We start from the raw sequence: 25399 nt of genomic DNA, 5'->3' as shown, positions 1-25399 counted from the left end.
TCCAAACATCCTGCTTGAGCTGCGTTTTCCTCGTTGGCAACTAACGCCGCATTAAGTGGTGAGCAACGCAGACCACCGCACTTAAAGTATTGTATCGTAAACACTAAATTCAAAGTAAACCAAAAATGCCGAGCGTTGGGAATCCGTCTTAAATGCTTTGTTAGCAATATGGCTTTACCCTATGCACTGAACTCTTCTAATGCTGAAACTGCCGCTTCAGCTTTACCGCTTTGAACAAAGATATGGTCGTGATAATACGCTGCAATGACATTAGCACTAATACCCTTTGATGCTAACTTACTAGCCACTGCTGCTGTAAGACCTACAGCTTCCAAACTGGAGTACACCGTCAGAGTTATTTGACTATATGTACCATCAAACGACAAACCTGCCTTTTCTGCCGCTGATTTCTCTAGAACCAAAGTAAAACCCTCAGATTCAATAAACGTGGCAACTGGATTTAGGTCAACATAGTCTGCTAGCACACCAGAAACTGTACAAAATACGAACTCTGATTCCATTAGTTTTGGACTCATCGAACGCAATAATTCGTCTAGGTCTGTGATTCCTGACATATCGGTTTCCTCTTATATTGCTAACGCCCGCTTAAGTGGTGAGCAACGCTACCACGACATTAAATTATTGCACCGTAAACACAAAAGCAGAATCAAGCCAAAACCGCCATGCGTTGCGAATCCGTCTTGAAGCGTTTGTTATGTTTTACCACAACCGACTGATTTATTTGGCAATGAACTGCTTTATTGACCATGTTCTAAGATGTTAGTCACACACTCAAACTCGCTTGGCCACCAAATGCACCAAATACAAAGCGCGTAATTGCGCTTCCCTTTCCAATGAGGCAACCCGACCAACTTTTAACAAGCGCCCTCTCTTTCAAACCACAGCGCAGAACAATGGCAAATTGCCGAGAGAACTGCCAAGCCAATAGGCTGATTGGCAAATACACTAACAGCGACTTTACGCCAGACAGACTATCAACACGGAGGCGCGACTTCGAATTGAAGCAACCCACGAATCTTGAAGAACGAAGTCGGTAGAGGAATTCTAGAATTTGAACAGACAAAGCGGAGTTGCTGAGGCTACTCGATCAAACCGCCAAAGAGACCAAAGAATCAGAGCCCCGAAATCATTTTAGTCATTGAGAATCAAAGAAAACATAACGCCGCGTTAAGGGGTGAACAACGCGATACCACCTAACTTAAACTATTGTGCCATAAACACAAAAGCTAAACTCTGAACCAAAACTGCCAAGCGTTGAGAATCCCCCTTAAACGCTTTGTTATGCAACATTGCCCTACACTCTAGAAGTAAGATAATTCAACAGCTTAACTGGAAAGTCACTTTCTGGAACATTATCGTCAAATAACCAATCAAAATATTCATCAACAATACAAACTATATCGCCAATCGAATAATATGCTCCCTCTAGTGAAACTCCTCTTTGAGCGCCAAAGAAGTAACTATAATAATCCCTTACTTCAGGCTGGTGCACTGACAAGACCACTTTCTTTTTCTCATTTTTTCCATCTAGACGAAAATGCTTTGAGCCATTAGCCAAGTCACGAATAGCCTTTATTAACTCTTTGATAGGTTGAGGGGACAAATTTATTTTTTTATGAAATAGCTTTGGCCTATTTTCTTTGTCTTCTTTCATCCAGTCGTGGTGTAGATGCCATGCCGTTACAACGAAGTTAAAAAAGTCGTAAGGGTGCTGAGTATCTATGACTCTCTCACGCTCGTACTTCAGTTTATCTCTAAGATCGTTAACTGTTTCAATTCCGACTTTCAAAGCTACTCCCCATACTGTTGCATAACGCCCAATTAAGGGGTGAACAACGCCTCCACCCAGCCTAAAGCATTGTACCTTAAACACTAAATTTGAAGTAGAACCCCAAATGCCAAGCGTTGAGAATCCCTCTTAAATTGTTTGTTATGCCACCTGATGGACAAATAATGCTTTACTTGTCCCCATTTTGTCCCTACCATTAACCATGAACTAAGTCACTTATTGATTTAGTTTTACCATTCACCAGTTATACAAAACGTATAACCTAACAATTAAGGAGTCATGAACATGCATAGAGAAATAAGATGATGATATGTATGGAAAGTTTCTCATCTTGTTGTGGCCGAGACCTACATACATCATTCCTAATGTAGATGAGAAGCAATGGCCTATTCCTTAAGGAAATGGCTCATGACAATGAAAACTTTTAACTTTATTAATTGCGAAGTAAAAATCGAGAAACTAACTAATGAGGATACAGAAATGTTAAATCAGCAGTTCGATTACGCTGTCAATGCAACTAAAGAAGTTGAATACCCCATGGCAAAAAAGAAAGTGATGCGTTGGAAGGACAAGATCTGTTGGCCTAACATTATCACTGGAGCAATCTTTTCTTTGATGCTAAGCCTTATTGTGGGCATGTTTTTATAAAAAATAATTAAGACTGTCGGTGTTGGGTAAAATCAACATCGACTCTTTAAGGGGCATTAATGAAATTATCTAAAGCAGATCGTCGAGTTAGAATCACGACTGAACTTGAAGATAAAATTCTTAAACTAGCTGGAACAACTAAGTTTAATGACGCTTTACCGACTCTTGAAAAGGCGATTGATGTTTATCAAGAGATGAAAGATAAAGGCTTAACTGAATCTTTCGAACAAGCAATAAAAATGTACACTTTACTGAAACAGGCTCAAGAGTCAGGCTCTAAATTTTATGAAATAGATAAAGATGGAGAACGCTATATTGTCAGATTCATTTAATCAAATGCTGCCCTTTGTAGTTGGGTGGCATAACGCCGCGTTAAGGGGCAGCAACGCGCCACCACCAAACTTCAATTTAACACCGTAAACACAAATACCAAGACTTGAGCCAAACTCACCACGCGTTGACTGTCCCTCTTGAACGCTTTGTTATGAGCGTGGTTTAATCATATGCACGAACTGCTTGTCTTGACATACTACTTGAAAACCAAACCTTGAATACAACTGACCTACCCGATTGCCTTGTAAATAACAAAGCTTTATAGGCAAGGACTTTTCATGCGCTAGTTCAACAACACCTTTTAAAATTTTGCTGCCTAAGCCTTTCCCTTGAAACTGCGGCAGTAAGAAAAAGCGTCCAAAATATAAGTAATCGGAATGTTCTTGTACCAAGTAACTACCGATAGATTCACCATTTATTTCAATAATTTTAGGCTTACCATCTTCCCACTCTTGTCGATGGATATCCCGTTAAACACATTCATCCCAACCGAAAACCGTATTAATTGGTTCATACTCAGCCGCTTTCTTAAGCTCGAATAGGAATTCATAGTCACCTAATTCAGCTTGACGAGCTACAAACAAAATACTCTCCAGACTCTTTATCGTTGAAAGCTCATAACGCCGCATTAAGGTGTGAGCAACGCTAACACGAAACCCAACCATACCACCGTAAACACTAAACCCAACGATGGAATGAAAAATGCCAAGCGTTGGGAATCACTCTTAAATGCTTTGTTAAGTGTATTTTGACTCCACATATCCTTTAAGAGTATTTACACCAAAAAACAGCGTAATCATCCCGAAAACTATCGGGACTAAATAAAACACCCAACCAATTGAATTTATGATTGCTACATTCGTTGGTGAACCAGAATCAACCCCACTTAGCATTCCAACAGCGAATTTAACTGCAAACAACGTAAGTACAATAAACAATATTGTGGCAAAAAGGCTCACCTGCCAAAACTGCTTACTCAGATCAACCAGTTCATTAAACACATGTTCTATCGAAGATTTCCTTGCCAATTTAGCCTCCTTACTTGTAGATACACTTAACGCCGCGTTAAGGGGTGAACAACGCTATACCACCCAACTTAAACCATTGTGCCATAAACACAAAAGCCAAACTTTGAACCAAAACTGCCAAGCGTTGAGAATCCCTCTTGAACGCCTTGTTATGCGTGCGTTACCCGCATATTTTTAACCAATCTTTCTTAGTTGGCATCGTATCAAACTGCGGTATACCGTCATTTATGAAACCAACATCCCAACTTGCGCGAGAACCGACATAAACATGAGCAGAAACTTTCGTCTCCACAGGCTCGGACAATAGACCTGCGGGCACCCAATATGAATCACCGCTTGAGCTAATATTTGGTACTGGGCAACCACACTGACAACAAAACTCAGATTTAAAACCTGAGCTTGTGGAGAATGACCTAATTTGATGTTCGCCGGAACGCCACTTAAAACTTGATGCTTTAACAATCAACGCTGAGTTTGATGAAGAACCCGATATCTTGCGACACAGAGAACAATGGCATTGATAGATGGCTGGTAATTCGCCTGACAACTCAAACGAAACCTCTCCACACAAACAGTTTCCTTTCAAATTTAATTCTTCCTTGTTAATTAGTACGCATAACGCCGCGTTAAGGGGCAGCAACGCGCTACCACTAAACTTCAATTTACCACCGTAAACACAGATGCCAAGATTTGAACCAAAGTCGCCACGCGTTGACTGTCCCTCTTGAACGCTTTGTTATGCGCTCATTGCGTTTCACCACTTGATTTCACTGCCGCCTTCTACAACATACCCAGATTCGATTAGCGATGTCATTACTCTGACCTTACTCGCGTCAAGTCCGTAGTACTCTGAGATAGCGCTCGATAACCCAAGTTGGAGCAAACTTATCGACTTGCTCGGCCAAATAGTGGGTAGATTTAACGAACAAACAGCTAAATACTCTTTTCCAAATTGCGCCTCACCCGTACAACCATTACCGTCATTTCTGAAGTATCTAACCCGGAGTGTTTTCCCCACAATTCAATCATATTGACTGAACTAATCGATTTATCAGGCGCATTAGGCGATAAAATGCAGTTTGCTATAGGCATATCGAACTCCGTTTATGTAGTGACGCATAACGCCGCGTTAAGTAGTGAGCAACGCTACCACCTAACCTAAACCGTTGCACCGTAAACACAAAACTCAAATTGGACGAAAAATGCCACGCGTTGCGAATCTGCCTTAAACGCTTTGTTATGTGCTATTTCCCTAAGCATAACTTTATTACCTCTAAACCTAGGGTTAGAGCTGCAATGATAACCGCTGCTAAAGTAAGCCGATTAAGGCTAGTTGTTAATTTAGTTGACGAATCATTAGCTTTGTTTATTTCGTGACTTAAAGCCTCAATATTTTTTACTAGAGCTTCTTGTGCTGAAGCCGATTTGTTGTGAGACGAAAATACCCGGTTGGTTGCTAATGTTTCGTAGAAAGTTTTTTCGACATCACCCAATGTCCTTTCCTTTGATTCATTATTCAAAACTGACCTCCAGATTTTGCTAGCACATAACGCCGCATTAAGGTGTGAGCAACGCTACCACAAAACTAGACCATACCACCGTAAACACAAAACCCAACGATGACACCAAAAATGCCAAGCGTTGGGAATCACTCTTAAATGCTTTGTTAAAACGCAGTTTTACACATCATCTTCCGACAACATTTGACGACAATTACGAACTGTTAGTACGCGGATTTCATGACTTAAGCTGTAGATAATACGATAGTGACCAAAAATAATTTCACGATAATTCGTATGAGGCATTTCAGGAACAAAGCGCCCCATCTCAGGCATACTGCCAAGTAGTTCAGTTTTGTCAAAAACTTCGTTTACCCACTTTTCTGCCACAGATGGGTTATCCAAAGAAATGAACTCCGCTGCATCGCCTAACTTTTGAAGCGCTAATGGAGACCAAACTACTTTCATTTTTTAATGCGCCCCAAAACTTGAGCACGCGCATCATCATTGGAGACGCCAAGACCTGAAGCTAATTGAGCTTCCGCTGTTCGCATTTCTTCCAGTAATTCGATTTTCTCTTGCATTGCTTCATACTCAGCAACGTCAAGGACAACAGCAACACCTTTGCCACGTTGAGTAATTACCAATGGACGGCGAGTCTCATTGATTTGTTTGATGTAAGAAGCTACACCTGCGCGAAACTCAGACAACGGCTGAATGTCTTGATCGAAATGAATACGACTCATATTGAACTCCAACTGGTACAAAATAACGTACAAATAATAGTTCAACTAACAGTTATGAGCAAGAAATTGATTCTGCGTTATAACGCCCTGTTAAGGGGTGAGCAACGCAATACCGATGTCTCCGCATACCACCTTAAACACTAAAATCAACGCATAGTGAAAATGCCACGCGTTGCGAATCCCTCTTGAACAGTTTGTTAGCTAATTTACTACAACGATTGTTTTCGCCAGTTTGTCACCTAATCTCTGTCTTCTTTTACCTAGAATAAAGAGCGCGTCAATCATGCCGATTATTGGTGTCAAAACATTGCGGAAAAATGACTGAGGGAAACTACAACTTTTTCCTGTAACAGAATCTATAACTGAGATACCTAGTAGCTTCTTACCGAGGCTTTGACCTTTTGCGAAACCATCAGAAAGTAGGAAATAAAAAGCAGCGGCAGAAAAGGCGATTAAGCCAGATGAGTCTTGGGAGAAACCAATTAATGTACCGAGCCAAAGAAAGAAAATGAATATTGCGGCACTTATTGCGCCATCAATGATTTGTCCTAAATACCGAAGACCCGGGCTTGCAAGCCTATGCGATTCGATAATCGAATCTCTGTCTGTTTCCACTTACTTTTCCTCCATGTGAGTTAGATGTCGAATAAATTTGCTAACGCCGCATTAAGGTGCGAACAACGCAAAACACCTAACCCAAACCATTGCACCTTAAACACTAAAGCCAAGTTTAAACTGAGATCGCCAAGCGTTGTGAGTCACTCTTAAATGCTTTGTTAGGCGCTTCACGCAAATAGTTAAAATTGGATTTTTAAAACCACCCTTTGGGAAAAAGAAATACACGTAATCCACTGAATTTAATTAAAACCCAAATGCTGAAACGACTAAGTTTCTGAAACCTACTGCAACCAAAACACCAAAGAAATTGGCTTTTCAGCGCATAAAAATGGATTTTGGAAAGACTAACTTTCAATGCAAAATTTCAGCCAATAGACCCGTTTCGACGACAGACAAACTTGAAGCGATTTGAGCCCAAGAAACTAACAACAAACCGATTACAAAGCTGAATGAGGCAACCCGCAAACTTTGATATGTTTTACGGGTTGAGTGATTCATGAACTTGGGTAGATAAGGCCAAATTGCCGAAAAACCAGAGCAAATGGCCAAAGAGAAATTAAAAACTTGAACCAAGAAATTTCTTACTGCACCTAACGCCTTGTTAAGGTGTGAGGCACGCAATACCTGAGCTTCCGCATACCACCCTAACCACTAAAACCAACGCATAGTAAAAATGCCACGCGTGCCGAATCACTCTTGAACAATTTGTTATGTGCGTTGCCAACCTTTAGCTACTAAATACTTATCAGGGATCCTTAAGCGAACTTCTTCATCAATTTCGGCGAGAGCATCGGTCAAATCTAGATAACTAACTTTACGTGATAAAAGGCTGAAACTTATACCTTTAGACACTTCACTGAAAAATAGGCTATTTCGCTCAAAATTGATCCTAACTACGGAATACTTATAAAGGGAAAACTCAAGTACAAACCTCTGAAATGGTATGTTAGTACTTTCTGAAGTACAAAAGTCATCGGCAGCACTCCCCCAGTAATCAGATATTTGAGTGACTATGCTCGCTTCAATTTCGTCGATATCCATTCGATGATCCATAATGTTGATAGCTCCAAGCACATAACGCCCAATTAAGGTGTGAGTAACGCAACTACCGAACTCAACATAGCCATCGTAACCACCAAACTCAAATTTCACACCAAAAATGCCAAGCGTTAGGAATCACTCTTAAATTGTTTGTTATGTGCATCCCAGAACTCTACAGAAAATAGCTCATCAGTTTTTAGTGCAACAACCTGATCAGATATGTCTGCATTCTCATCCATACGATTGAATTCAAGACAGTTACTTATTTTAATTTCACCTGTAGCGGTATCAGCTACTCCAGACAATAATCGAAAAACTGCTAAGACTTGGCTTTTCTCAGCAGGATGAAATTCGTTAATGTACCCCACATAAAAAACACCATTGTTAAAAGTAAACTTCAATGGAACTCCCTTTTTAATTGACTGAAGATACATTTTTGAAAACTGATTTCCATATCCCTCTACTAGTTTAAGCTGCTTGTCCATGGTGTAGCGCCTATTTATAGCAACGGGGATTAACGCAATAACCACAACAACAAGAAAAACCGTGCCACTATATTGATGTGGAAATATGGATTTAAACCAATCGATTATAGGGGATAGCCATGCAATGTTAAGCAGAACCCCTTTAAGAAGAGTTGCGAGAATAAGAGCGAACGAAACGGCCACAAGGCCTATGACCGGCGCTTCACCAGATACACGGCTCCATTCGAGTGTTTGTGTTCTAATTTTTAGAGGGATTAACGAATACTGTAAATAGAGCCCTACCGCGAGAAGGTACAATAAATATATTTCTTTAAACAAAGAAGCCTCCTAATATCATTTAATCACATAACGCCCAATTAAGGGGTGAACAACGCTACCACCCACACCTAAAGCATTGTGCCATAAACACTAAATTTGAAGTAGAGACAAAAATGCCAAGCGTTGAGAATCCCTCTTAAATTGCTTGTTAGCCGTACATTGCCCAACGGAAATACGGACGCTGACCATCCATCCTTTCGACTTCTGCGCCTAACTTCTTGTAGAATTGGTGTGCTTTGGTGTTGTATGGGCTAGCTGTCCAAGAAATATGAGAAGTTAATGACTTTTGAGCTTCCGTTTTCAAAGCATACATAAGTTCAGAACCGTAGCCCTTTGATCGGTGCTTACCAACAACTAGAAGATCATCAAGCCAAATAGACGGCTCGCCTCGAAAGGAAGAGTAACGATAATGAAACAAGGCGAAACCCTGAACTTCGCCATCGACTTCCAATAGCAAAGCATGGGCAAACGGATAGTCACCAAATAAGGTTCGTTCAATTTTCTCTTTAGTTGCGGAGATTTCGCCGTCGAACCCTCTCATACTCCGGTCAAATTCAGCTTTGTGTCCAATAAGTTCTAGCAACTTACCGGAGTCTTGCTTGATCGCTTTCCTTACGTTCACTTTGTTCTCCATAACTCAAATTTCTGGTTGTCGGCTAACGCCTTGCTAAGGTGTGAGTAACGCAATACAAAAGCTACCGCACAGCGCCTTAATCACATAAGCCACCGCAAAGTAAAAATGCCACGCGTTACGAATCACTCTTAAGCAATTTGTTAGTACATGCGCTACTTCTATTTATGCGCTCCAAGATATTGAAAAGCGGCATGATATGAAAGGCTTTGAACACTGAAGTGAGACGGGCAGCTACAAAACTTAAACTCGGTTAAGAGACGAGAGTTGGCTAGAAGAAAAACGTACTGAACTGCCCTACTTTCATTAACTTCAAATTAGAAAAGGATTCTTTCCTCGTACTTGAACAGCCACGCTAAAAGTAATCAAGGTTCTCTCAAAAACCACCACGAAAATGAAGAAGCACCAAAGAAATAGGCTCAGAGTTAGAAGCCGTAAACGGTGAAATCAAAGCGAACACTCCGCATATAGTGCCACCGGAAAGAACGTGAAAGGCACTAACTGAAAGGTGTAAAGACGAGCGCCAAAACAGATAAACACCAAAACTTATGACCTTTGATGCCAAACCCGTACTAACGCCCTGTTAAGGTGTGAGCAACGCAATACCAATGCCGCCGCATACCACCTTAAACACAAAACGCAACGCATAGTAAAAATGCCACGCGTTGCGAATCACTCTTAAACAGTTTGTTAGGCTAATTATTTTCTGCGAACTTATGTTTAACTAACATACTCTTACCGTTTTCTAAAACCTTGCGACCTTCTACCAAATATTCAATTTTTGTGGTTTCATCTCTTTCGAATGCGGTTACGGTAACAACACCGTTGTTAAACTCGACATTATCGACCCCACCACATGCATTCAGCGCAGGACTAAAAGAAGCCTCTCCTTCAGATAGTTTCACAATCGATAAAACCTCTGCACACCCTCTGCCACCAGTAACGCCACGTAAAACAATATAATTGGAGTCATCAGACATACCTAGTAGCTGACCATCAACTTCCAGAAACTCACTATTACCTAACGACTTACCGTTGAGTTTATATGATTGGTAGTACAAGCCATCAGCTTCAATTTGAAAATCGCCAAAAGAAGTGGTGATAACATTTTGAGCATTTACTGAACAAGCTACAACTAACGTTGTTAACGTTAAAATTTTATTTTTCATTATTTTCCTCATTATTATTTTATTAGCCTAACGCCTTGTTAAGGTGTGAGGCACGCAATACCTAAGCCACCGCATACCACCTTAACCACTGAACCTAACGCATAGTAAAAATGCCACGCGTGCCGAATCACTCTTGAACAATTTGTTAGCTTTCTAGCCAACGAAGTACGCTGAATCATTTTCTGCAAACAAACAATCCAACGGGTAAGGCAGCTCAAGCCTTGGCATATTTCCTTTTGAAAACCATTTAAGGCATACCATTTCATCATCAAGTGCGGATTGAGAACAACTTTCTACTACACATTTGAACATGATGACTGTGTATTCAACTTGATCACCATTTGGGTATGTAAAACCAAAACCCTCACCGCCGAATACACCAAGTAGGCGTTCTACTTTTACAGCCAAACCTGTTTCCTCGCGAACTTCCCTGATCAATGCTTGCACTGGCGACTCTTGAGGTTCAATCATTCCGGCTGGAAGGCTCCATGTGCCATCTGATTTTTGCTGAAGTAGTAGCTCTTTGTTTTCATTTAAAATGACACCCGCAACGCCGGGGATAAGAAGTGACATTGTTCCAACCTTAGAACGAACCTCTTTGATATAGTCACTTGAGCTCAATTTTCCTCCTTGAAAGCTAACGCCTTGCTAAGGTGTGAGTAACGCAATACAAAAGCTACCGCACAGCGCCTTAATCACATAAACCACCGCAAAGTAAAAATGCCACGCGTTACGAATCACTCTTAAGCAATTTGTTAGTACATGCGCTACTTCTATTTATGCGCTCCAAGATATTGAAAATTGAGATGATATGAAAGGCTTTGAACACTGAAGTGAGACGGGCAGCTACAAAACTTAAACTCGGTTAAGAGGCGAAAGTTGGCTAGAAGAAAAACGCACTGAACTGCCCTACTTTTACTGGCTTCAAATTAGAAAAGGATTCGTTCCTCGCACTTCGACGGCAACACCAAAGAAAGACAATTCTGACTTAGTAAAAACCACGAAAGAGAAGAAGCACCAAAGAAATAGGCTAAGAGTTGGAAACCGTAAACGGTGAAATCAAAGCGAACACACCGCATATAGTGCCACCGGAAAGAACGTGAAAGGTACAAACTGTAAGATGTAAATACGAACACCAAAACAGATAAACACCGAAACTTATGACCTTTGGTGCCAACCCCGTACTAACGCCGCATTAAGGTGTGAGCAACGCTACCACAAGACTAAGCCATGCCACCGTAAACAAAAAAACCAACAATGGAATGAAAAATGCCAAGCGTTGGGAATCACTCTTAAATGCTTTGTTATGTGGCTATCCTACATATTTATTTAGTATTGTATAACTTTCGTAAGGATTAAATTTATCACACAATGCATTAGATAACTCCAAAGGAAGCGGGTTGTTAAGATTTTCAAAAAAGACGTATTCTTTATATCGCTCCTCTGGCTGAGTTTCAAAATGTAGAATACATAGATTGTAACTACTGTCTCTTATGAATTTTCCGTCACTTTTTACTCTAGTTATCTTGTGACGAGCACCGTCAAAACGATTACCTTCAAACACTAAGTCCCCACGTTTTCCATAAAATGCATTAAAAATGAAGCCGCTATGGATTCCATCATAAAGGTTGCCATTACTAGGCAAACATTCAATTGGTCTACAGAGAAACGACATATTTTTGAACGACATCACTAGTATTTTGTACTGATAATCCTTTACTTGCTTGGAGCCCTTTTTCTTTTTAATTTTTTCTATAATTTCATTAGTCTGAATAGTGCCAAATGGCGCAACTTCAGAAAAAGAACTGAATACCCCACCCTGAGGGTTTTGTTTTTCCCACTCTTTTTGTGCTTTTTTACGTGCAACGGTATCCAAATTTCTTTGCTTTTCAGACTCAGCGGCTTCATTAACTGACACACATTCAAAAACAACATCCACCCCTTTAATTTTCGCTAGAAAATCGGGGCTTACAGCGACATCGGTTTCGTCTAGAAATTTACCGTTGTCGAAGATTGGATTTAGTACATGAAGTTCATTAATGAAGTTTTGAATATTGACGTTCTTCTTTTCATCACGAAAGCGTTTTAATCTATCCAAGCTTATTGTTTTCTTTTTAATTGCTTGAGAAAAACACTCTTCTATTCCTAGTTCATCCCTCATATACAAAATACGGAAGAAAGGGTTTATGGTTGCTCGTTTAGCAAGAGCACCTTGCTCTTTTTTTAACTCTTCAATGTACTCTGAACCAAGAACCTCAAATAAAGTAGGAAACTCTTGCTCTATTTCTTTGACCGATTTCATCGGAATTTTCTCCTGCCACATAACGCCCTGTTAAGGTGTGAGCAACGCAATGCCGAAGCTCCCGCATACCACCTTAAACACCAATCGTAACGCATAGTAAAAATGCCACGCGTTGCGAATCACTCTTAAACAGATTGTTATGTGCTAGCGATATCCGCTGTTTCACATTCTCTATAGAGGCGCTTCAAGTTTTCGTGAAACCATTCTACAGCCTCAAGGCTTACTTTATTTTTGATCTCGGTCATTTCGAAATCTTCAATCGATTTAGGGTGCATCAACGAGTTCCTGATTTCGATAAACTCACCTAGACTTGCCCATCGATGGTCACTGGTATTAGGTTCAAAGTCTAATTTGTGTAACTTCCCAAAACACCTGAAAAGAAAGAGAATATTAGACTTAAGTGATTGAAAAGAATCACGCTCTTTGATTCTTCCTTTGTAGTCTAGGCCTACGGATTTTTCCCTCAGCAACATAATTTCGTTAGCATCAAAAATATCCGGGACATCTTCTAGGGCAGCTAGACAAACTAACCTAAGTTGATAGGTAACTCCTTCAATGTATGCCGCGCTTGTTCGATAAAGGGTTCGCAGAGCAAAACGAGATTTAACGCTTAATCCAAAGTCTCTTGCTGCACGTACGTCTTCTAGAAGTAGTTGATGAAACATCCACATTTCATCATTTGCTTTCTCAACTTTCACTCAAAATTCCTTCTGACACATAACGCCCTGTTAAGGTGTGAGCAACGCAATACCGATGCTTCCGCATACCACCTTAAACACCAAACGCAACGCATAGTAAAAATGCCACGCGTTGCGAATCACTCTTAAACAGATTGTTAGTTGCATGCTTCGTCTGGCACTGTATCAACTTTTTTCTTGGCTTTTTCCTGCATTATTTTATTCAGAATTGAGTTTGATGGATAAAGAACTTTTGCGCTCGGAACCTCTGTTGACGCAGGGTCCAAGTGTGAATCTTGATCATCAAAAAAGATATGTGGCTTAAAAGCCTTTAGAAAGCGACTTTTCTCTAAACCTCCAAGAAAAAATGCTTGGTCAATATACACATTCCAACTACGAAGGGTTTTTATAACTCTCATTTCCGCAGGGCTATTTCGCGCAGTCATAATAGCCAATTTTACAGGAGAATATTCAATACGCCCAGGCAACCTTTCTTGTACTTTTGATAGTTTTTTTAGAAGGTTAGCATATGGCCCCTCTTGTAAAGGGATATCCTGTTTTTCATTTTCACTACGCCAGAACTCTTCTAACCCATCCGTTTGGTTAACAATTTCACTGTCTTCGCTAAAAAGCACAGCATCCGCATCAAAAGCAAAGCGAACTTGCTCTTCGTTCAAACTCGCCTCTGACTGAGGGGGCCTTTTAACTAATGCCGAGGCACATACCCCACTATCGATGACCTCTTGAGCATCTTGCTCGTTGGTAGTTAGAAATAAGTCGACATAAAAAGCGTCTAAATAGATCGAACTCGCTTCACCAGCTGTAAATGCTGAACGCGTAATAGGAAGTTTTCTCCTACGAATTTCATTCAATACTCTAAAGCCAGTTTCCGGACTATTCCTTGAAATAACAACTACCTCGACTATCGGCGCATTATCTTCCGGACTTTTGTGCGTATTGAGATTTAGCAGTGACCTTACTAACGGCATAGCTGTACCATCATTTAGAGGTTCATCTTCGTGCTCAAGCATATATGTTCGATATTCGTCTATCGCTGTGTTTGGATCTGTTTTGTTTTTTTCTCTAAAGATCTCATCAGCTTCAGATAAATCAAATAGTGCAGTAGCTGAAATCCCAACAACCAAAGTTTCTGTTAAATCTATTGGCATAATCCTTTCCCTTTCTGACATATTAAAATTTTTCTATGACGCAACTAACGCCTTGCTAAGGTGTGAGTAACGCAATACAAAAGCTACCGCACAGCGCCTTAATCACATAAGCCACCGCAAAGTAAAAATGCCACGCGTTACGAATCACTCTTAAGCAATTTGTTAGTACATGCGCTACTTCTATTTATGCGCTCCAAGATATTGAAAAGTGGCATAATATGAAAGGCTTTGAACACTGAAGTGAGACGGGCAGCTACAAAACTTTACCTCGATTGAAAGACGAAAGTTGGCTAGAAGAAAAATGCATTGAACTGCCCTACTTTCACTGACTTCAAATTAGAAAAGGATTCGATCCTCGCACTTCGACGGCAATACCAAAGAAAGACAATTCTGACTTAGTAAAAGCCACGAAAGAGAAGAAGCGCTAAAGAAATAGGGTAAGAGTTAGACACCGTAAATGGTGAAATCAAAGCAAACACTCCGCATATAGTGCCACCGGAAAGAACGTGAAAGGTACAAACTGAAAGGTGTAAAGACAAACGCCAAAACAGATAAACACCAAAACTTATGACCTTTGATGACAAACCCGTACTAACGCCCAATTAAGTAGTGAGCAACGCAATATAAAAGCTGCCGCATTGCGCCTTAAACACAAAACGCACTGCAAACCATAACTGCCACGCGTTGCGAATCTGCTTAAATTGTTTGTTATGCGATTTGTACGCATACGCTAAATTGACCAACGAAAACATTACCCTAAACACGAAAAACTACCAACGCGCAGATAACTTTTTGTGATTCAAGAACCAGCGAATTCAACATTTCGTAAAAAGGTCGCCACAAGTGCGGAACGCTGATTTAAAGCGAAGAATTAGCTTTTGCTTGAGAGAAACTCAACGAACCGAAATTTCAGCGAAGACCTACTTTCCGTAAACTTGCCCTTTCCACACTTTGTACCCGACAAACTTTCCACTACCAAATGCAATTTTTAATGAGGCAACTTCACGAACTTTGGCATGTTTTACGGTTTGAGTGATTGAAAAATTTGAGCCGAAAATACTGATTTGCCGAAACCAAAAAACGAATTGCCAAAGAGAACGCAATTGAAGATAGATTAAAATTTAGCTTTGTCGCATAACGCCGCGTTAAGTAGTGAGCAACGCCACCACGAAACTTAACCATACCACCGTAAACACAAAACCCAACGATGGAATGAAAAATGCCAAGCGTTGGGAATCTGTCTTAAACGCTTTGTTAGGCTTTTTGTTACCACAATCGCTTTTTCTCTAACGTAGTGCCCGTTAATAGCTTGTAGGAATCATTTAAGTACCCATAATAATCAGCTTCTTCTTCAGACAAGCCACATAAGAAGCCTTTTGTGATTTCAGGTGTAGGTGCAAGATCTTCGCCGCTGAGGTAGTCTAAAAGTGTATCTCGATAGTGATTTAATTCTCTAGTTTTAGTATACGTTGCACTGATCGCTTCAAATAATTTTTCATCAAGTTCAGCTATCGAGACTAAAAGCTTTTCATAGACAGAGAAGTCGAACCGGAATATTCCCGACCCAGAGTGCCCATCTTCAAGTTCAGCATGATAATGCTCCAAACCATTCCGAGCGATAATCAATGAGTATTCAACTTCTTTTTGTTCATCTGTATACTCTTTAATCTCTTTTAGTACATTGAAAACCGTCAAAAGAGCCCAATGATTCCGTTCTAGTTCTTCTGCTAGTAGTAACTTGATTGCTCTAGTTTTCCTTTGTTTTTCACGATATTTTTTAACAAGATCAACGCATTCTCTTAGAATAAAGAGTGATATAGCTACCACAACTGTTACTGGTAGCAATGTACCTATCTTATGTAGCCAATCCATTCATGTACTCCTCAATCATGAATATTAACGATGGAAAGCCTAACGCCGCATTAAGGGGTGAACAACGCCACCACCCTACATAAACCATTGTGCCGTAACCACTAAAGCTAATTCAAACCAAAACTGCCAAGCGTTGTGAATCCCTCTTGAATGCTTTGTTAGTTGCCAAACCTAAAGCTTTAATTTGAAGTTAATTACCGCTTTGCCAACGCTAGCTTTATGTACTTTGAAAAACTCAAATCAGGCTCAGTTTCAAAGCGCCTGTTACTGAAACCACTTAGAACAAACAACACCGTAGAAAACGGATTAACCACACCAACAAGCGCTTTTTAGCACACAATGTATCAGAACTTACTTTCAGCAAGTAAATCGATTTCTGAAACAGAAAAGTTAACAGCCAAAGAAACCAAAGCGCGATTTTTGCAAACCCAAATGACTCAAAACCGAATTGCTAAACCTAGTCAAAAACACATGGACATTAGCCCTAAACATTCTGTTTTGGATACGTTTTTCCTCGTTGGCAACTAACGCCGCATTAAGGTGTGAGCAGCGCTTGGCTATACTTGAGCGAAGCGAAAATGCCAAGCGTTGCGAATCACTCTTAAATGCTTTGTTATGTGTAATTAGTTGGAGACTCTAGCCCAACCAATTACTTCTTTGTTCGTTAGCTCACTAATAGAGCCACTCCAGTCTTTATATTGACCGCTCTCAGTTTGGAACTGACCAAAACACTGCGTGGTTCCATTCTCAGTCTGCAAGCGTGATTGATGTACTGAGACAATTTTACCTTTCTCTTTACCAGCTTTATCGATCCAGTACTGGAAACTTGATGCTTTTTCCGTACAACTTGGTCCGTAATGCGCGTACTGCTGATAGACAGACTTACCAGCATTGAATGAAGCAAGTAACACTCCGATAACTATTATTTTTATCACTATAGTTAAGGCTGTATTTGCTTGTTCAAGTGTGACCTTTGAAGTTCTCGATTTTGAATCGTTAACTTCACTTTTTTGTACTTTTACATCTTCCATAATGATTCCTAGCGATTGATTTAAAAAGAAATTTTATAAAAACATCCGTCAACACAATGTGAACACTGACTCATATTACACATAACGCCCTGTTAAGGTGTGAGCAACGCAATACCGATACCTCCGCATACCACCTTAAACACTAAACGCAACGCATAGTAAAAATGCCATGCGTTGCGAATCACTCTTAAACAGTTTGTTATATTTATTTTTTACTACCAATAATATCGAAAGATGCACCAACACTTGCTACAACATATTTAGCGTTGTGTAGTAAAGTGTCGAGTTGCTTTCGGACAAGCAGGTGATCAGAATTAGCATGATATTTCTCACGCGTATGAGGTTGTACAACCACAACATGTGGACTTATCCTTGCGTTTATACCATCTAAAAAGTTTGTAAAATCAGATATATGCTTCTGAGTACCATCTTCCCATACTAAATTCTGTGTCGTCGCTGACACCTTGGACTTAACAGCCTCAAGAAATAGTGTCCTATCCAAGTTCCTGATATTTTTAATTGCTTGGTTTAGTACAATATCATGAGCTCCAACAGATATTTGACGAGTGTCTTTACTGCTACCCGAAGCTTTGATATGAATAAGTGAAAAATGATACTCTCCATTTATATTAACAGCATGAATAAAGTCAGCTTTTTCACCAGAACCATCATCACAAACTAACCACCCCTTGTGCTTTTCAGTCCCTTTCAAATAGGGTAAATCTACATTATGAGGCCAGTTCTGTTTAGTCCAACAAAATAAAGAATTTGTTTTTCCAATTTTATCTAGATCCAATTTATCATCAACATCGAGAGGTTTTTCTTTAGTTACATCAAACCCACTAAAGTCGACCCAAGTAAAATCTTCGAACTTTGCATCGCGATACGTAATTAAGTGGATTTGACCGTCAGAAAGCACATGACCTGATTTATACCAACCTCTCAAAAGCCTAGGAGAATTAAATATACGGCTGAACTTTTTCAGTTTACCTTTCTTACCTTTTACTTCGTTAAGGGAAACATCAAATGAAACTCCTGTTTTTGACAATACAGGCTTGGCTATCACAGTCCCGCACTCAATATTCCCTGCATCATCCTTTAAAGATACTGACAATATAAATGATTCTTTTTTGTCCTCAGGAGACTCTATCAATTCAAAATCATAGTCATCAATTATCTCTTCAAAGAAATCAAATGTCCGCGTAGTTCTTGACTCTGAAGGAATTGTATCAATATCCACAAAAGAGAAATCGTAGGCACCTTGTAAGTCATTAATATCTGTTGTCGAATAAGATAGTGTATGTATTGGGGCAAGTTCTTCCTTAGTAGTGCTACTTACTAGTTTAGATAAACCAATCACTAATCGAATGAAGTTGTCCCAACCTCCTGTTGGTCCTAGCCAAATCGAAGATTTGCTAGGGTTAATTCCTACGGTCCGTTTTTTTTCTTCTAACTTAACCTGAGTTCTGACAGCCGAATAAGCGTAAGTTTGATCACCTATATGATCTATCGCATTAATTAAATCTAATCCTGCTAAGATTTTTGAATCTGGCTTAACCTCTGTTCGTCTATGTATACCATAGAGCCAAAGAGTTTTTATGCCATCCCCCGTGAGAAACGCATAGTTAAGAATTCCTTGTTTTATTCTTTTCAGCCCTAGTTCAGAGTCTTCATCCATATTATCAAGGAACTTATTTTTTAAATCAGGATCTGAGAAGTAAAATGAATATGTAGACTTGTATCTGATAACAGCCGAAAAGTGATGAAGCAAATCCCTTAAATCACTTTCAGGAGCCCAAGATGGCGCACAAGCTTCTTTAAAGAAAAAAGATGCCACTTCAGAATCCTGGTCAATTTGTTCTACTTCAATTTCAGTGCAAGATGATACTTCGATAGAAGTATTGATCATCTCTTTTACTCGCTCAGCAAAATCTTTAACCGTACGATCTTCATCAGGACTGTGAGCAACAAGCACCGACAAATAAGGCTTTACTTCTTCTTTTGTAATTTTCATACCTAACCATCTACTTTAAATAAATATAACGCCGCATTAAGGGGTGAACAACGCCACCACCTAACCTAAAGCATTGTGCCGTAAACACTTAAGCTAATTCAAACCAAAACTGCCAAGCGTTGTGAATCCCTCTTGAATGCCTTGTTAGTTGCCAAACCTAAAGCTTTAATTTGAAGTCGATTGCCGTTTTGCCAACACTAGTTTTATGTGCTTTGAAAAACTCAGTTCAGGCTCAGTTTCAAAGCGCCTGTGACTGAAACCACTTGGAACAAACAGCGCCGTAGAATACAGCCTAACAACACCAAAAAGCTCATTTGAAAAGACAATGCCACAAAGCTGACTTTCAACAAGTAAATCGGCTTCTGAAACGACAAAACCAAAACCACACTAATAAACATCCAACGCAACTTCAGCAAACTTACACCTAAACACAGAATCAGGCAAAAACAGCACAGACCATTAGCCCTAAATGCTCTGCTTTAGCTGCGTTTTTCGCCTTGGCAACTAACGCCCTGCTAAGGGGTGAGCAACGCAATACAAAAGCCGCCGCAAACCACCTTAATCACTAAATTCAACGCATGGTAAAAATGCCACGCGTTGCGAATCCCTCTTGAGCAGTTTGTTAGTCGCGAGGCACCGAGCGACAATTTTAAGCCAAATTAAACTTTGCGAACAACAAACTTTATGTGCTTTGATGCATTTAAGTCAGGCGTAGTCTCAAAGCGGCTACTCAATGAAACCACTTGGAACAAACAACGCCGCAGAAAATGGACTGACAACACCAAAAAGCGCTTTTGGAAATCCAATCTCACAGTACGGACTTTCAACAAAGTCACAGAAACCACGTGGAACTTACCACACCAGAGAAAACGTCCTTTCAGCGAGTAAATCGGCTTTTGTACCCAACAAGCTCACCGAGCGGAGTTGCAACCAAAAACAGATTTTCGATGCCCCTGATCTATCAGCACCAAAGAACAAAACAACCGCTAGGACAATTGCAAAACTTGGACTTAAAACAGCTGAAAATGAGTTTAGACCAACGTCGATGAAGCAGTGAACCGGACAAACAGTTGCCAAATATTTAGCTTAGAAACATAATTTTGACTGCTAGCTTTTTCTGGCGACTAACGCCCTGCTAAGGGGTGAGCAACGCAATACAAAAGCCGCCGCATACCACCTTAATCACTTAAACCAACGCATAGTGAAAATGCCACGCGTTGCGAATCCCTCTTGAGCAGTTTGTTAGTTTGCAAACCCAAGGAGTTGATTTTACGTTATTTTAAATTTTGAAAACAACAAGCTTTATGTGCTTTGATGCACTTAAGTCAGGCTTAGTCTCAAAGCGGCAACTCAATGAAACCACTTGGAACAAGCAACGTGGCAGAAACCGAACTCACAACACCAAAAAACGCTTTTGGAAAACCAATCTCACAGTGCGGACTTTCAACAAAGCCACTGAAACCACGTGAACTTTCCACACCAGAGAAAACACCATTTCAGCGAGTAAATCGGCTTTTGTACCAACAAACTCAACGAGCAGAGTTTCAGCAAAAAAGTTCAACGCAGTTAACCCAAAACTCGCCACATCAAAGAACAAATCAACCGTTGAAACGATACCAATTTTGGATTTTCACCACGCAAGTTAACACTAAAATTGAGAGCCAATACGACAACTTAAACTTTGAACTTTTACCACTAGACCTTGCGATATAGCTACGTTTTTCCTCTTGCAAACTAACGCCGCGTTAAGTAGTGAGCAACGCAAACCACCAGACTTAAGGCATTGTTCCGTAAACACTAAATTCAAAGCAAACCGAAAATGCCGAGCGTTGGGAATCTGCCTTAAACGCTTTGTTAGCACACATTTGTAAGGGGATAATTATTCCAATTTCTCGAATCTGCTATTTGCTAGTGCTGACAATTGAACGCTGTCGATTCTCAATGAGAACTTTTCTAACTTTGATGTGTCTAGTAATTGGCATCCCATACTAACTCTCAGCTTGCTATCCTTTGACAACAGCCCATCATCTACTTCCATGAGCTTGCCAAACACTTTCTCTTCTCTTGTTTGAGCAACAAAATTGTACTTTTCAGTTAACGCTTGAGAATAACCTCGATAAAGAGCGAGACACTTTTCACGTGTCAGGCTTGTTCTGTCTGCTAGTACCGAATAAACCAATTGTTCTTCCAGCAAGATCTGCAATCGAACTGTATCAAAGTGCGATTCTTCGTCTGTCGACTGATCGTATTTAATAACTCGAGTGGGATAAGAAAAATCCAGTTTTAGTTCGTTACTATCAACCGTAGATTCGACTAAGGCAAGTAAAGGAATACTATTGACTACATCTGCTTCCATTATCTCGCTTTCATCGCTACAGGATGCACAAAAGAGAACTAGAGAGGCTATTCCTGCATTTCGAAATTTCATCTAATGTCCTTGTTTCCACCGAGTGTGTGCTAACGCCCTGTTAAGGTGTGAGCAACGCAATACCGATGCCGCCGCATAACACCTTAATCACCTAAACCAACGCATAGTAAAAATGCCACGTGTTGCGAATCACTCTTAAACAGATTGTTATAACTCGATGCTAAAGTTGTTTTCCTCTGCGATATCCCATGCTTTCGCAAACTGCTCTGGTGTCGGAGGTATTACGTCAAACCAGTCATAATTGAATACCTTTTCTCTAGCTTTGTGTAAGTCCCCGATAGTTTCAAAGCCATCACCAGGCAAGCCTGTTTCGGCGTTAACAACCAAAACACTTAAAGGAGGCAGTTTGTTCTGAGCACAAAAGTGAAGAATATGACCTAATTGTCTATCCATTGTCCCCGCTCCCTTATATCCAAGAATATCAGCGACTTCACCGTAAGTAGTAATTTTGCGTTCGTAAGCGAACCCTATCAAAATTTGCCATATCTGAAGAGCTCGGTTTTCAAGGCTCGTATGATTAGAAAAGTATTTGACCATTTAGCTTTCTCCATAGAGTTATAACGCCGCATTAAGTGGTGAGCAACGCATACCACCGAACCTAAATTACTATGCCGTAAACACTAAATTCAAAACAAACCGAAACCGCTAAGCGTTGTGAATCCCTCTTGAATGCTTTGTTAGTTGACAAACTTAAGGCTTTAATTTGAAGTTGATTACCGCTTCGCCAACACTAACTTGACGTGTATTGAGAAACTCAAATCAGGCGCAGTTTCAAAGCGCCTGTTACTGAAACCACTTGGAACAAACAGCGCCGTTGAATACACCCTAACAACACCAAAAAGCTCATTTGAAAAGACAATATCACAGAGCAGACTCTCAACAAATGACTTGGCTTCTAAAACGGAAAGTCCGACCACAAAAAACAAAGCCTGATTTGCACAATCCTGAAAGACTAAAATTTGAAATACAAAACCGAACAAGAAATGCACGAACATTAGCCCTAAACATTCTGCTTTAGCCGCGTTTTTCGCCTTGGCAACTAACGCCCAATTAAGGTGTGAAGCACGCATCCACAACACTCAATTTGAACACCTTAACCACTAAACTTAACCCAAACCGAAAATACCAAGCGTGCTGAATCACTCTTAAATTGTTTGTTATAACCACATGTTCTCACAGACTTCATAGTGGCTAACATGACGATCTGGATTCAGTTTGTACTTTTCATCCTCTGGATACAACTTGGCAACACTGATGTCTTCACCAGAAAATGCTTTAATACATTCAAGATCTTCCCAGTAGGTCAACAACGTGATTTCTGCAATATCGCCTAAATCTCGATTTAGAATTTGAGCACCGAGAAAACCTTGTGTATTAGATGTATCTTTGATTCCTGTCTCGTACAGGTATGCAATAAACCCTTCTTTATATTCTTTAGGGCAAGTAGCTTTCCATTCCCTTGCTATCATACATACTCCATTTATGCCGTGGTTATAACGCCCTGTTAAGGTGTGAGCAACGCAATACCGATGCTTCCGCATACCACCTTAAACACCAAAACCAACGCATAGTAAAAATGCCACGCGTTGCGAATCACTCTTAAACAGTTTGTTATAATTTTCTATCGACTAAACCTCTGTAACATAGTATCAAAATCAACCACTGAGGTGCCTCCAGATGTTTGAGATAGATTCATAGACTTGGCAGATTCATTGACAACCCAACTAGAACCACCTTGTGGAAGTTGACTCGAGTAAAACTCATACAGTTTTTGACGACCATATTTAACTTCAAGTTCTGATATAACCGCCATTATATGGTTGTAAACAACCTTTCCAAACCCGATAGCTTCGTCTACGGATGGAATGTAACCTTTATGAATTACTTTATTTCTAAAGCCACGATCATTGCTGCTTAGCTCTGGTGGTAATTCACCTAGTGATGATAAGTAGAGGTAGGTAAAAGCACCAAGCTGCCTTTCAGATTGATTTGAAACGGTCTTCCACGCTTGATCTGCGAGTTCTGATGTAATGCCAGTGTTCACCATTTGAAACTTTATGAAGAATTCGTAAAAGCGCTCCAGAGCACTAGCAAATGACGAAACCGACTCCCGAGTGTAGCCGTCACCCAAAGCATTCATACCTAAGTCATATAAAATCTCATATTTTGCAGCATTTAACACAACTGAATATTCATGACCTCTCGGACATTTAATTTCGTGTACTCCGCTATCATGGAGCATGTGAGGCGTAAGCCTAAAACTAAGACTCTGCATGCCGCTTCTATTAAATGCTTCTTGCATACAATATGGACATGTGTGATTTATCCTCATGAGGAATCTCCAAAATTATAACGCCGCATTAAGGTGTGAACAACGCGACCACGAAACCCAACCATACCACCGTAAACACTGAACTCAACGAAAGAATGAAAAATGCCAAGCGTTGAGAATCACTCTTAAATGCTTTGTTATGGCGCTGAACTTGAAGTTAACTGCTGAACGTCGATTAGGTCAACTTCCCTACCCAATATTCGTTTGTATTCTACTAACGTATGAACAGGAATAACTTGTAATTCAATGCCTTGGTAGGCTTTGGTTACTGACTTTGAAAAGTCGATTTCAAGTTGATGCCACGAACCATCCACTGAAGATTGAATCTTGGTATGTTGAGCCAAACCTATTTCAATTTTTTGGTCTCGGTAGATTAGCTGAAAATACTCTAAGTCCCAGCCACATTCCGAGTAATGATTTAGTGGTTTAGAAATGTACTGCGAAACGAGAGCTAATATTTTGTTTGCATCAGAGTTTTCGATATAAAGATCGATGTCTGCAACTTCACGGTTGCCACCATGAATTGTCGCCGCCAAGCCACCGACTATTTGATACTCGATATTCTCCGACTCCAAAAGGCCTTTGAGCCAATTCAAGGCTACTTTTACTTTTTTGCTCATATTACTCCCTCAGCCGATTCTGTCCCTGCGCCATAACGCCGCATTAAGGTGTGAGCAGCGCTTGGCTATACTTGAGCGAAGCGAAACTGCCAAGCGTTGCGAATCACTCTTAAGCAATTTGTTAGTACATGCGCTATTTTTATTTATGTACTCCAAGATATTGAAAACTGAGATGATATGAAAGGCTTTGAACACTGAAGTGAGACGGGCAGCTACAAAACTTTACCCCGATCGAAAGACGAAAGTTGGCTAGAAGAAAAACGCACTGAACAGCCCTACTTTCACTTGCTTCAAATTAGAAAAGGATTCTTTCCTCGTACTTCAACAGCCACAACAAAAGTAATCAAGGTTCTTTCAAAAACCACCACGAAAATGAAGAAGCGCCAAAGAAATAGGCTAAGAGTTAGAAGCCGTAAACGGTGAAATCAAAGCGAACACTGCGCATATAGTGCCACCGGAAAGAAAGTGAAAGGCACTAACTCAAAGGTGTAAAGACGAGCGCCAAAACAGATAAACACCAAAACTTATGACCTTTGATGTCAAACCCGTACTAACGCCCTGCTAAGGGGTGAGCAACGCAATACCTAAGCCGCCGCAAACCACCTTAATCACTAAATTCAACGCATAG

Annotated in this window: 28 protein-coding genes and 1 pseudogene; 3 read left to right on the top strand and 26 right to left on the bottom strand. The window is 40.3% G+C overall.

The genetic code is table 11. The features are described from left to right. Nucleotides 1–179: 179 nt before the first annotated feature. Entirely contained in the window at nucleotides 180–575 is a 396-nt protein-coding gene (locus R7Z41_RS21940; protein ID WP_318136414.1) for an ACT domain-containing protein, read from the bottom strand. Nucleotides 576–1315: 740 nt separating this feature from the next. Then, the gene (locus R7Z41_RS21935) at nucleotides 1316–1810 is read right to left on the bottom strand and encodes a hypothetical protein (RefSeq protein ID WP_225478279.1); all 495 of its coding nucleotides are present in this window, start codon (nucleotides 1808–1810) and stop codon (nucleotides 1316–1318) included. A 408-nt stretch (nucleotides 1811–2218) separates the two neighbouring features. Here R7Z41_RS21935 and R7Z41_RS21930 point away from each other — a divergent pair, with 408 nt between their 5' ends. Continuing rightward, complete coding sequence (locus R7Z41_RS21930) at nucleotides 2219–2458, top strand: hypothetical protein (protein WP_225478280.1); 240 nt, start codon at nucleotides 2219–2221, stop codon at nucleotides 2456–2458. A gap of 59 nt (nucleotides 2459–2517) precedes the next feature. Next, on the top strand, nucleotides 2518–2790 hold the full coding sequence (locus R7Z41_RS21925; protein ID WP_225478281.1) for a hypothetical protein: 273 nt from the start codon (nucleotides 2518–2520) through the stop codon (nucleotides 2788–2790). 150 nt (nucleotides 2791–2940) lie between these two features. On the opposite strand, the pseudogene R7Z41_RS21920 reads toward R7Z41_RS21925, so the two are convergent. From R7Z41_RS21920 to R7Z41_RS21835, 18 genes and pseudogenes are all read right to left on the bottom strand, one after another. Next, nucleotides 2941–3378 (bottom strand): annotated as a pseudogene (locus tag R7Z41_RS21920) (GNAT family N-acetyltransferase). Nucleotides 3379–3528: 150 nt separating this feature from the next. Further along, nucleotides 3529–3819, bottom strand: a complete 291-nt coding sequence (locus R7Z41_RS21915; RefSeq protein ID WP_069527732.1) for a hypothetical protein — start codon at nucleotides 3817–3819, stop codon at nucleotides 3529–3531. 160 nt (nucleotides 3820–3979) lie between these two features. Next, entirely contained in the window at nucleotides 3980–4366 is a 387-nt protein-coding gene (locus R7Z41_RS21910) for a GFA family protein (protein WP_225478287.1), read from the bottom strand. A gap of 697 nt (nucleotides 4367–5063) precedes the next feature. Then, nucleotides 5064–5312: a hypothetical protein gene (locus tag R7Z41_RS21905; RefSeq protein WP_225481802.1), complete on the bottom strand. Its 249-nt coding sequence runs from the start codon at nucleotides 5310–5312 to the stop codon at nucleotides 5064–5066. A 186-nt stretch (nucleotides 5313–5498) separates the two neighbouring features. Then, nucleotides 5499–5786, bottom strand: a complete 288-nt coding sequence (locus R7Z41_RS21900; protein WP_203491063.1) for a type II toxin-antitoxin system RelE/ParE family toxin — start codon at nucleotides 5784–5786, stop codon at nucleotides 5499–5501. Beyond that, the gene (locus R7Z41_RS21895) at nucleotides 5783–6064 is read right to left on the bottom strand and encodes a type II toxin-antitoxin system Phd/YefM family antitoxin (RefSeq protein WP_000086647.1); all 282 of its coding nucleotides are present in this window, start codon (nucleotides 6062–6064) and stop codon (nucleotides 5783–5785) included. The genes R7Z41_RS21900 and R7Z41_RS21895 overlap by 4 nt, the downstream gene beginning before the upstream one ends. Before the next feature lie 201 nt (nucleotides 6065–6265). Next, a complete protein-coding gene (locus R7Z41_RS21890) occupies nucleotides 6266–6679 on the bottom strand; it encodes an RDD family protein (protein WP_225478283.1) in 414 nt (137 codons plus the stop codon). A gap of 711 nt (nucleotides 6680–7390) precedes the next feature. Further along, nucleotides 7391–7723 carry a hypothetical protein gene (locus R7Z41_RS21885; protein WP_238796047.1) on the bottom strand — a complete coding sequence of 111 codons (333 nt, stop codon included), beginning with the start codon at nucleotides 7721–7723 and terminating at the stop codon, nucleotides 7391–7393. Between the two features lie 128 nt (nucleotides 7724–7851). Continuing rightward, nucleotides 7852–8526 (bottom strand): hypothetical protein, encoded by a 675-nt coding sequence (locus tag R7Z41_RS21880; RefSeq protein WP_225478285.1) that lies wholly within the window; start codon nucleotides 8524–8526, stop codon nucleotides 7852–7854. Between the two features lie 148 nt (nucleotides 8527–8674). Beyond that, complete coding sequence (locus R7Z41_RS21875; protein ID WP_029824608.1) at nucleotides 8675–9160, bottom strand: GNAT family N-acetyltransferase; 486 nt, start codon at nucleotides 9158–9160, stop codon at nucleotides 8675–8677. Between the two features lie 692 nt (nucleotides 9161–9852). Next, complete coding sequence (locus R7Z41_RS21870) at nucleotides 9853–10326, bottom strand: hypothetical protein (RefSeq protein WP_017819291.1); 474 nt, start codon at nucleotides 10324–10326, stop codon at nucleotides 9853–9855. 153 nt (nucleotides 10327–10479) lie between these two features. Next, nucleotides 10480–10947 (bottom strand): NUDIX domain-containing protein, encoded by a 468-nt coding sequence (locus tag R7Z41_RS21865; RefSeq protein WP_025768909.1) that lies wholly within the window; start codon nucleotides 10945–10947, stop codon nucleotides 10480–10482. Between the two features lie 691 nt (nucleotides 10948–11638). Beyond that, complete coding sequence (locus tag R7Z41_RS21860) at nucleotides 11639–12628, bottom strand: hypothetical protein (RefSeq protein ID WP_225478286.1); 990 nt, start codon at nucleotides 12626–12628, stop codon at nucleotides 11639–11641. Between the two features lie 137 nt (nucleotides 12629–12765). After that, the gene (locus tag R7Z41_RS21855; protein WP_031780754.1) at nucleotides 12766–13326 is read right to left on the bottom strand and encodes a hypothetical protein; all 561 of its coding nucleotides are present in this window, start codon (nucleotides 13324–13326) and stop codon (nucleotides 12766–12768) included. A gap of 137 nt (nucleotides 13327–13463) precedes the next feature. Next, nucleotides 13464–14474, bottom strand: a complete 1011-nt coding sequence (locus tag R7Z41_RS21850; RefSeq protein WP_053343203.1) for a 5'-nucleotidase — start codon at nucleotides 14472–14474, stop codon at nucleotides 13464–13466. Nucleotides 14475–15740: 1266 nt separating this feature from the next. Then, a complete protein-coding gene (locus R7Z41_RS21845) occupies nucleotides 15741–16346 on the bottom strand; it encodes a hypothetical protein (RefSeq protein WP_053407942.1) in 606 nt (201 codons plus the stop codon). A 623-nt stretch (nucleotides 16347–16969) separates the two neighbouring features. Continuing rightward, nucleotides 16970–17377, bottom strand: a complete 408-nt coding sequence (locus tag R7Z41_RS21840) for a hypothetical protein (protein ID WP_225478309.1) — start codon at nucleotides 17375–17377, stop codon at nucleotides 16970–16972. A 205-nt stretch (nucleotides 17378–17582) separates the two neighbouring features. Continuing rightward, nucleotides 17583–19391: a hypothetical protein gene (locus R7Z41_RS21835; RefSeq protein ID WP_225478310.1), complete on the bottom strand. Its 1809-nt coding sequence runs from the start codon at nucleotides 19389–19391 to the stop codon at nucleotides 17583–17585. Nucleotides 19392–20124: 733 nt separating this feature from the next. Here R7Z41_RS21835 and R7Z41_RS21830 point away from each other — a divergent pair. Beyond that, a complete protein-coding gene (locus R7Z41_RS21830; RefSeq protein ID WP_168192476.1) occupies nucleotides 20125–20448 on the top strand; it encodes a hypothetical protein in 324 nt (107 codons plus the stop codon). An 822-nt stretch (nucleotides 20449–21270) separates the two neighbouring features. On the opposite strand, the gene R7Z41_RS21825 is transcribed toward R7Z41_RS21830, so the two are convergent. From R7Z41_RS21825 to R7Z41_RS21795, 6 genes are all read right to left on the bottom strand, one after another. Further along, entirely contained in the window at nucleotides 21271–21747 is a 477-nt protein-coding gene (locus R7Z41_RS21825) for a hypothetical protein (RefSeq protein ID WP_152560883.1), read from the bottom strand. Between the two features lie 219 nt (nucleotides 21748–21966). Further along, a complete protein-coding gene (locus tag R7Z41_RS21820) occupies nucleotides 21967–22212 on the bottom strand; it encodes a hypothetical protein (RefSeq protein ID WP_225478311.1) in 246 nt (81 codons plus the stop codon). A 320-nt stretch (nucleotides 22213–22532) separates the two neighbouring features. Then, nucleotides 22533–22889: a hypothetical protein gene (locus R7Z41_RS24705; RefSeq protein WP_395219590.1), complete on the bottom strand. Its 357-nt coding sequence runs from the start codon at nucleotides 22887–22889 to the stop codon at nucleotides 22533–22535. Nucleotides 22890–22976: 87 nt separating this feature from the next. After that, complete coding sequence (locus R7Z41_RS21810) at nucleotides 22977–23288, bottom strand: antibiotic biosynthesis monooxygenase family protein (RefSeq protein ID WP_140140690.1); 312 nt, start codon at nucleotides 23286–23288, stop codon at nucleotides 22977–22979. Between the two features lie 152 nt (nucleotides 23289–23440). Then, complete coding sequence (locus tag R7Z41_RS21800; RefSeq protein WP_225478313.1) at nucleotides 23441–24121, bottom strand: hypothetical protein; 681 nt, start codon at nucleotides 24119–24121, stop codon at nucleotides 23441–23443. Between the two features lie 167 nt (nucleotides 24122–24288). Next, entirely contained in the window at nucleotides 24289–24771 is a 483-nt protein-coding gene (locus R7Z41_RS21795; protein WP_225478314.1) for a DUF2007 domain-containing protein, read from the bottom strand. Nucleotides 24772–25399: the final 628 nt, after the last annotated feature.

Origin of the sequence: Vibrio sp. 1457, assembly GCF_033340195.1 — a bacterium.
Taxonomy (GTDB): Bacteria; Pseudomonadota; Gammaproteobacteria; order Enterobacterales; family Vibrionaceae; genus Vibrio; species Vibrio alginolyticus.
The sequence above is the reverse complement of the archived record's forward strand: the minus strand, read 5'-3'. Positions and strand labels throughout refer to the sequence as shown.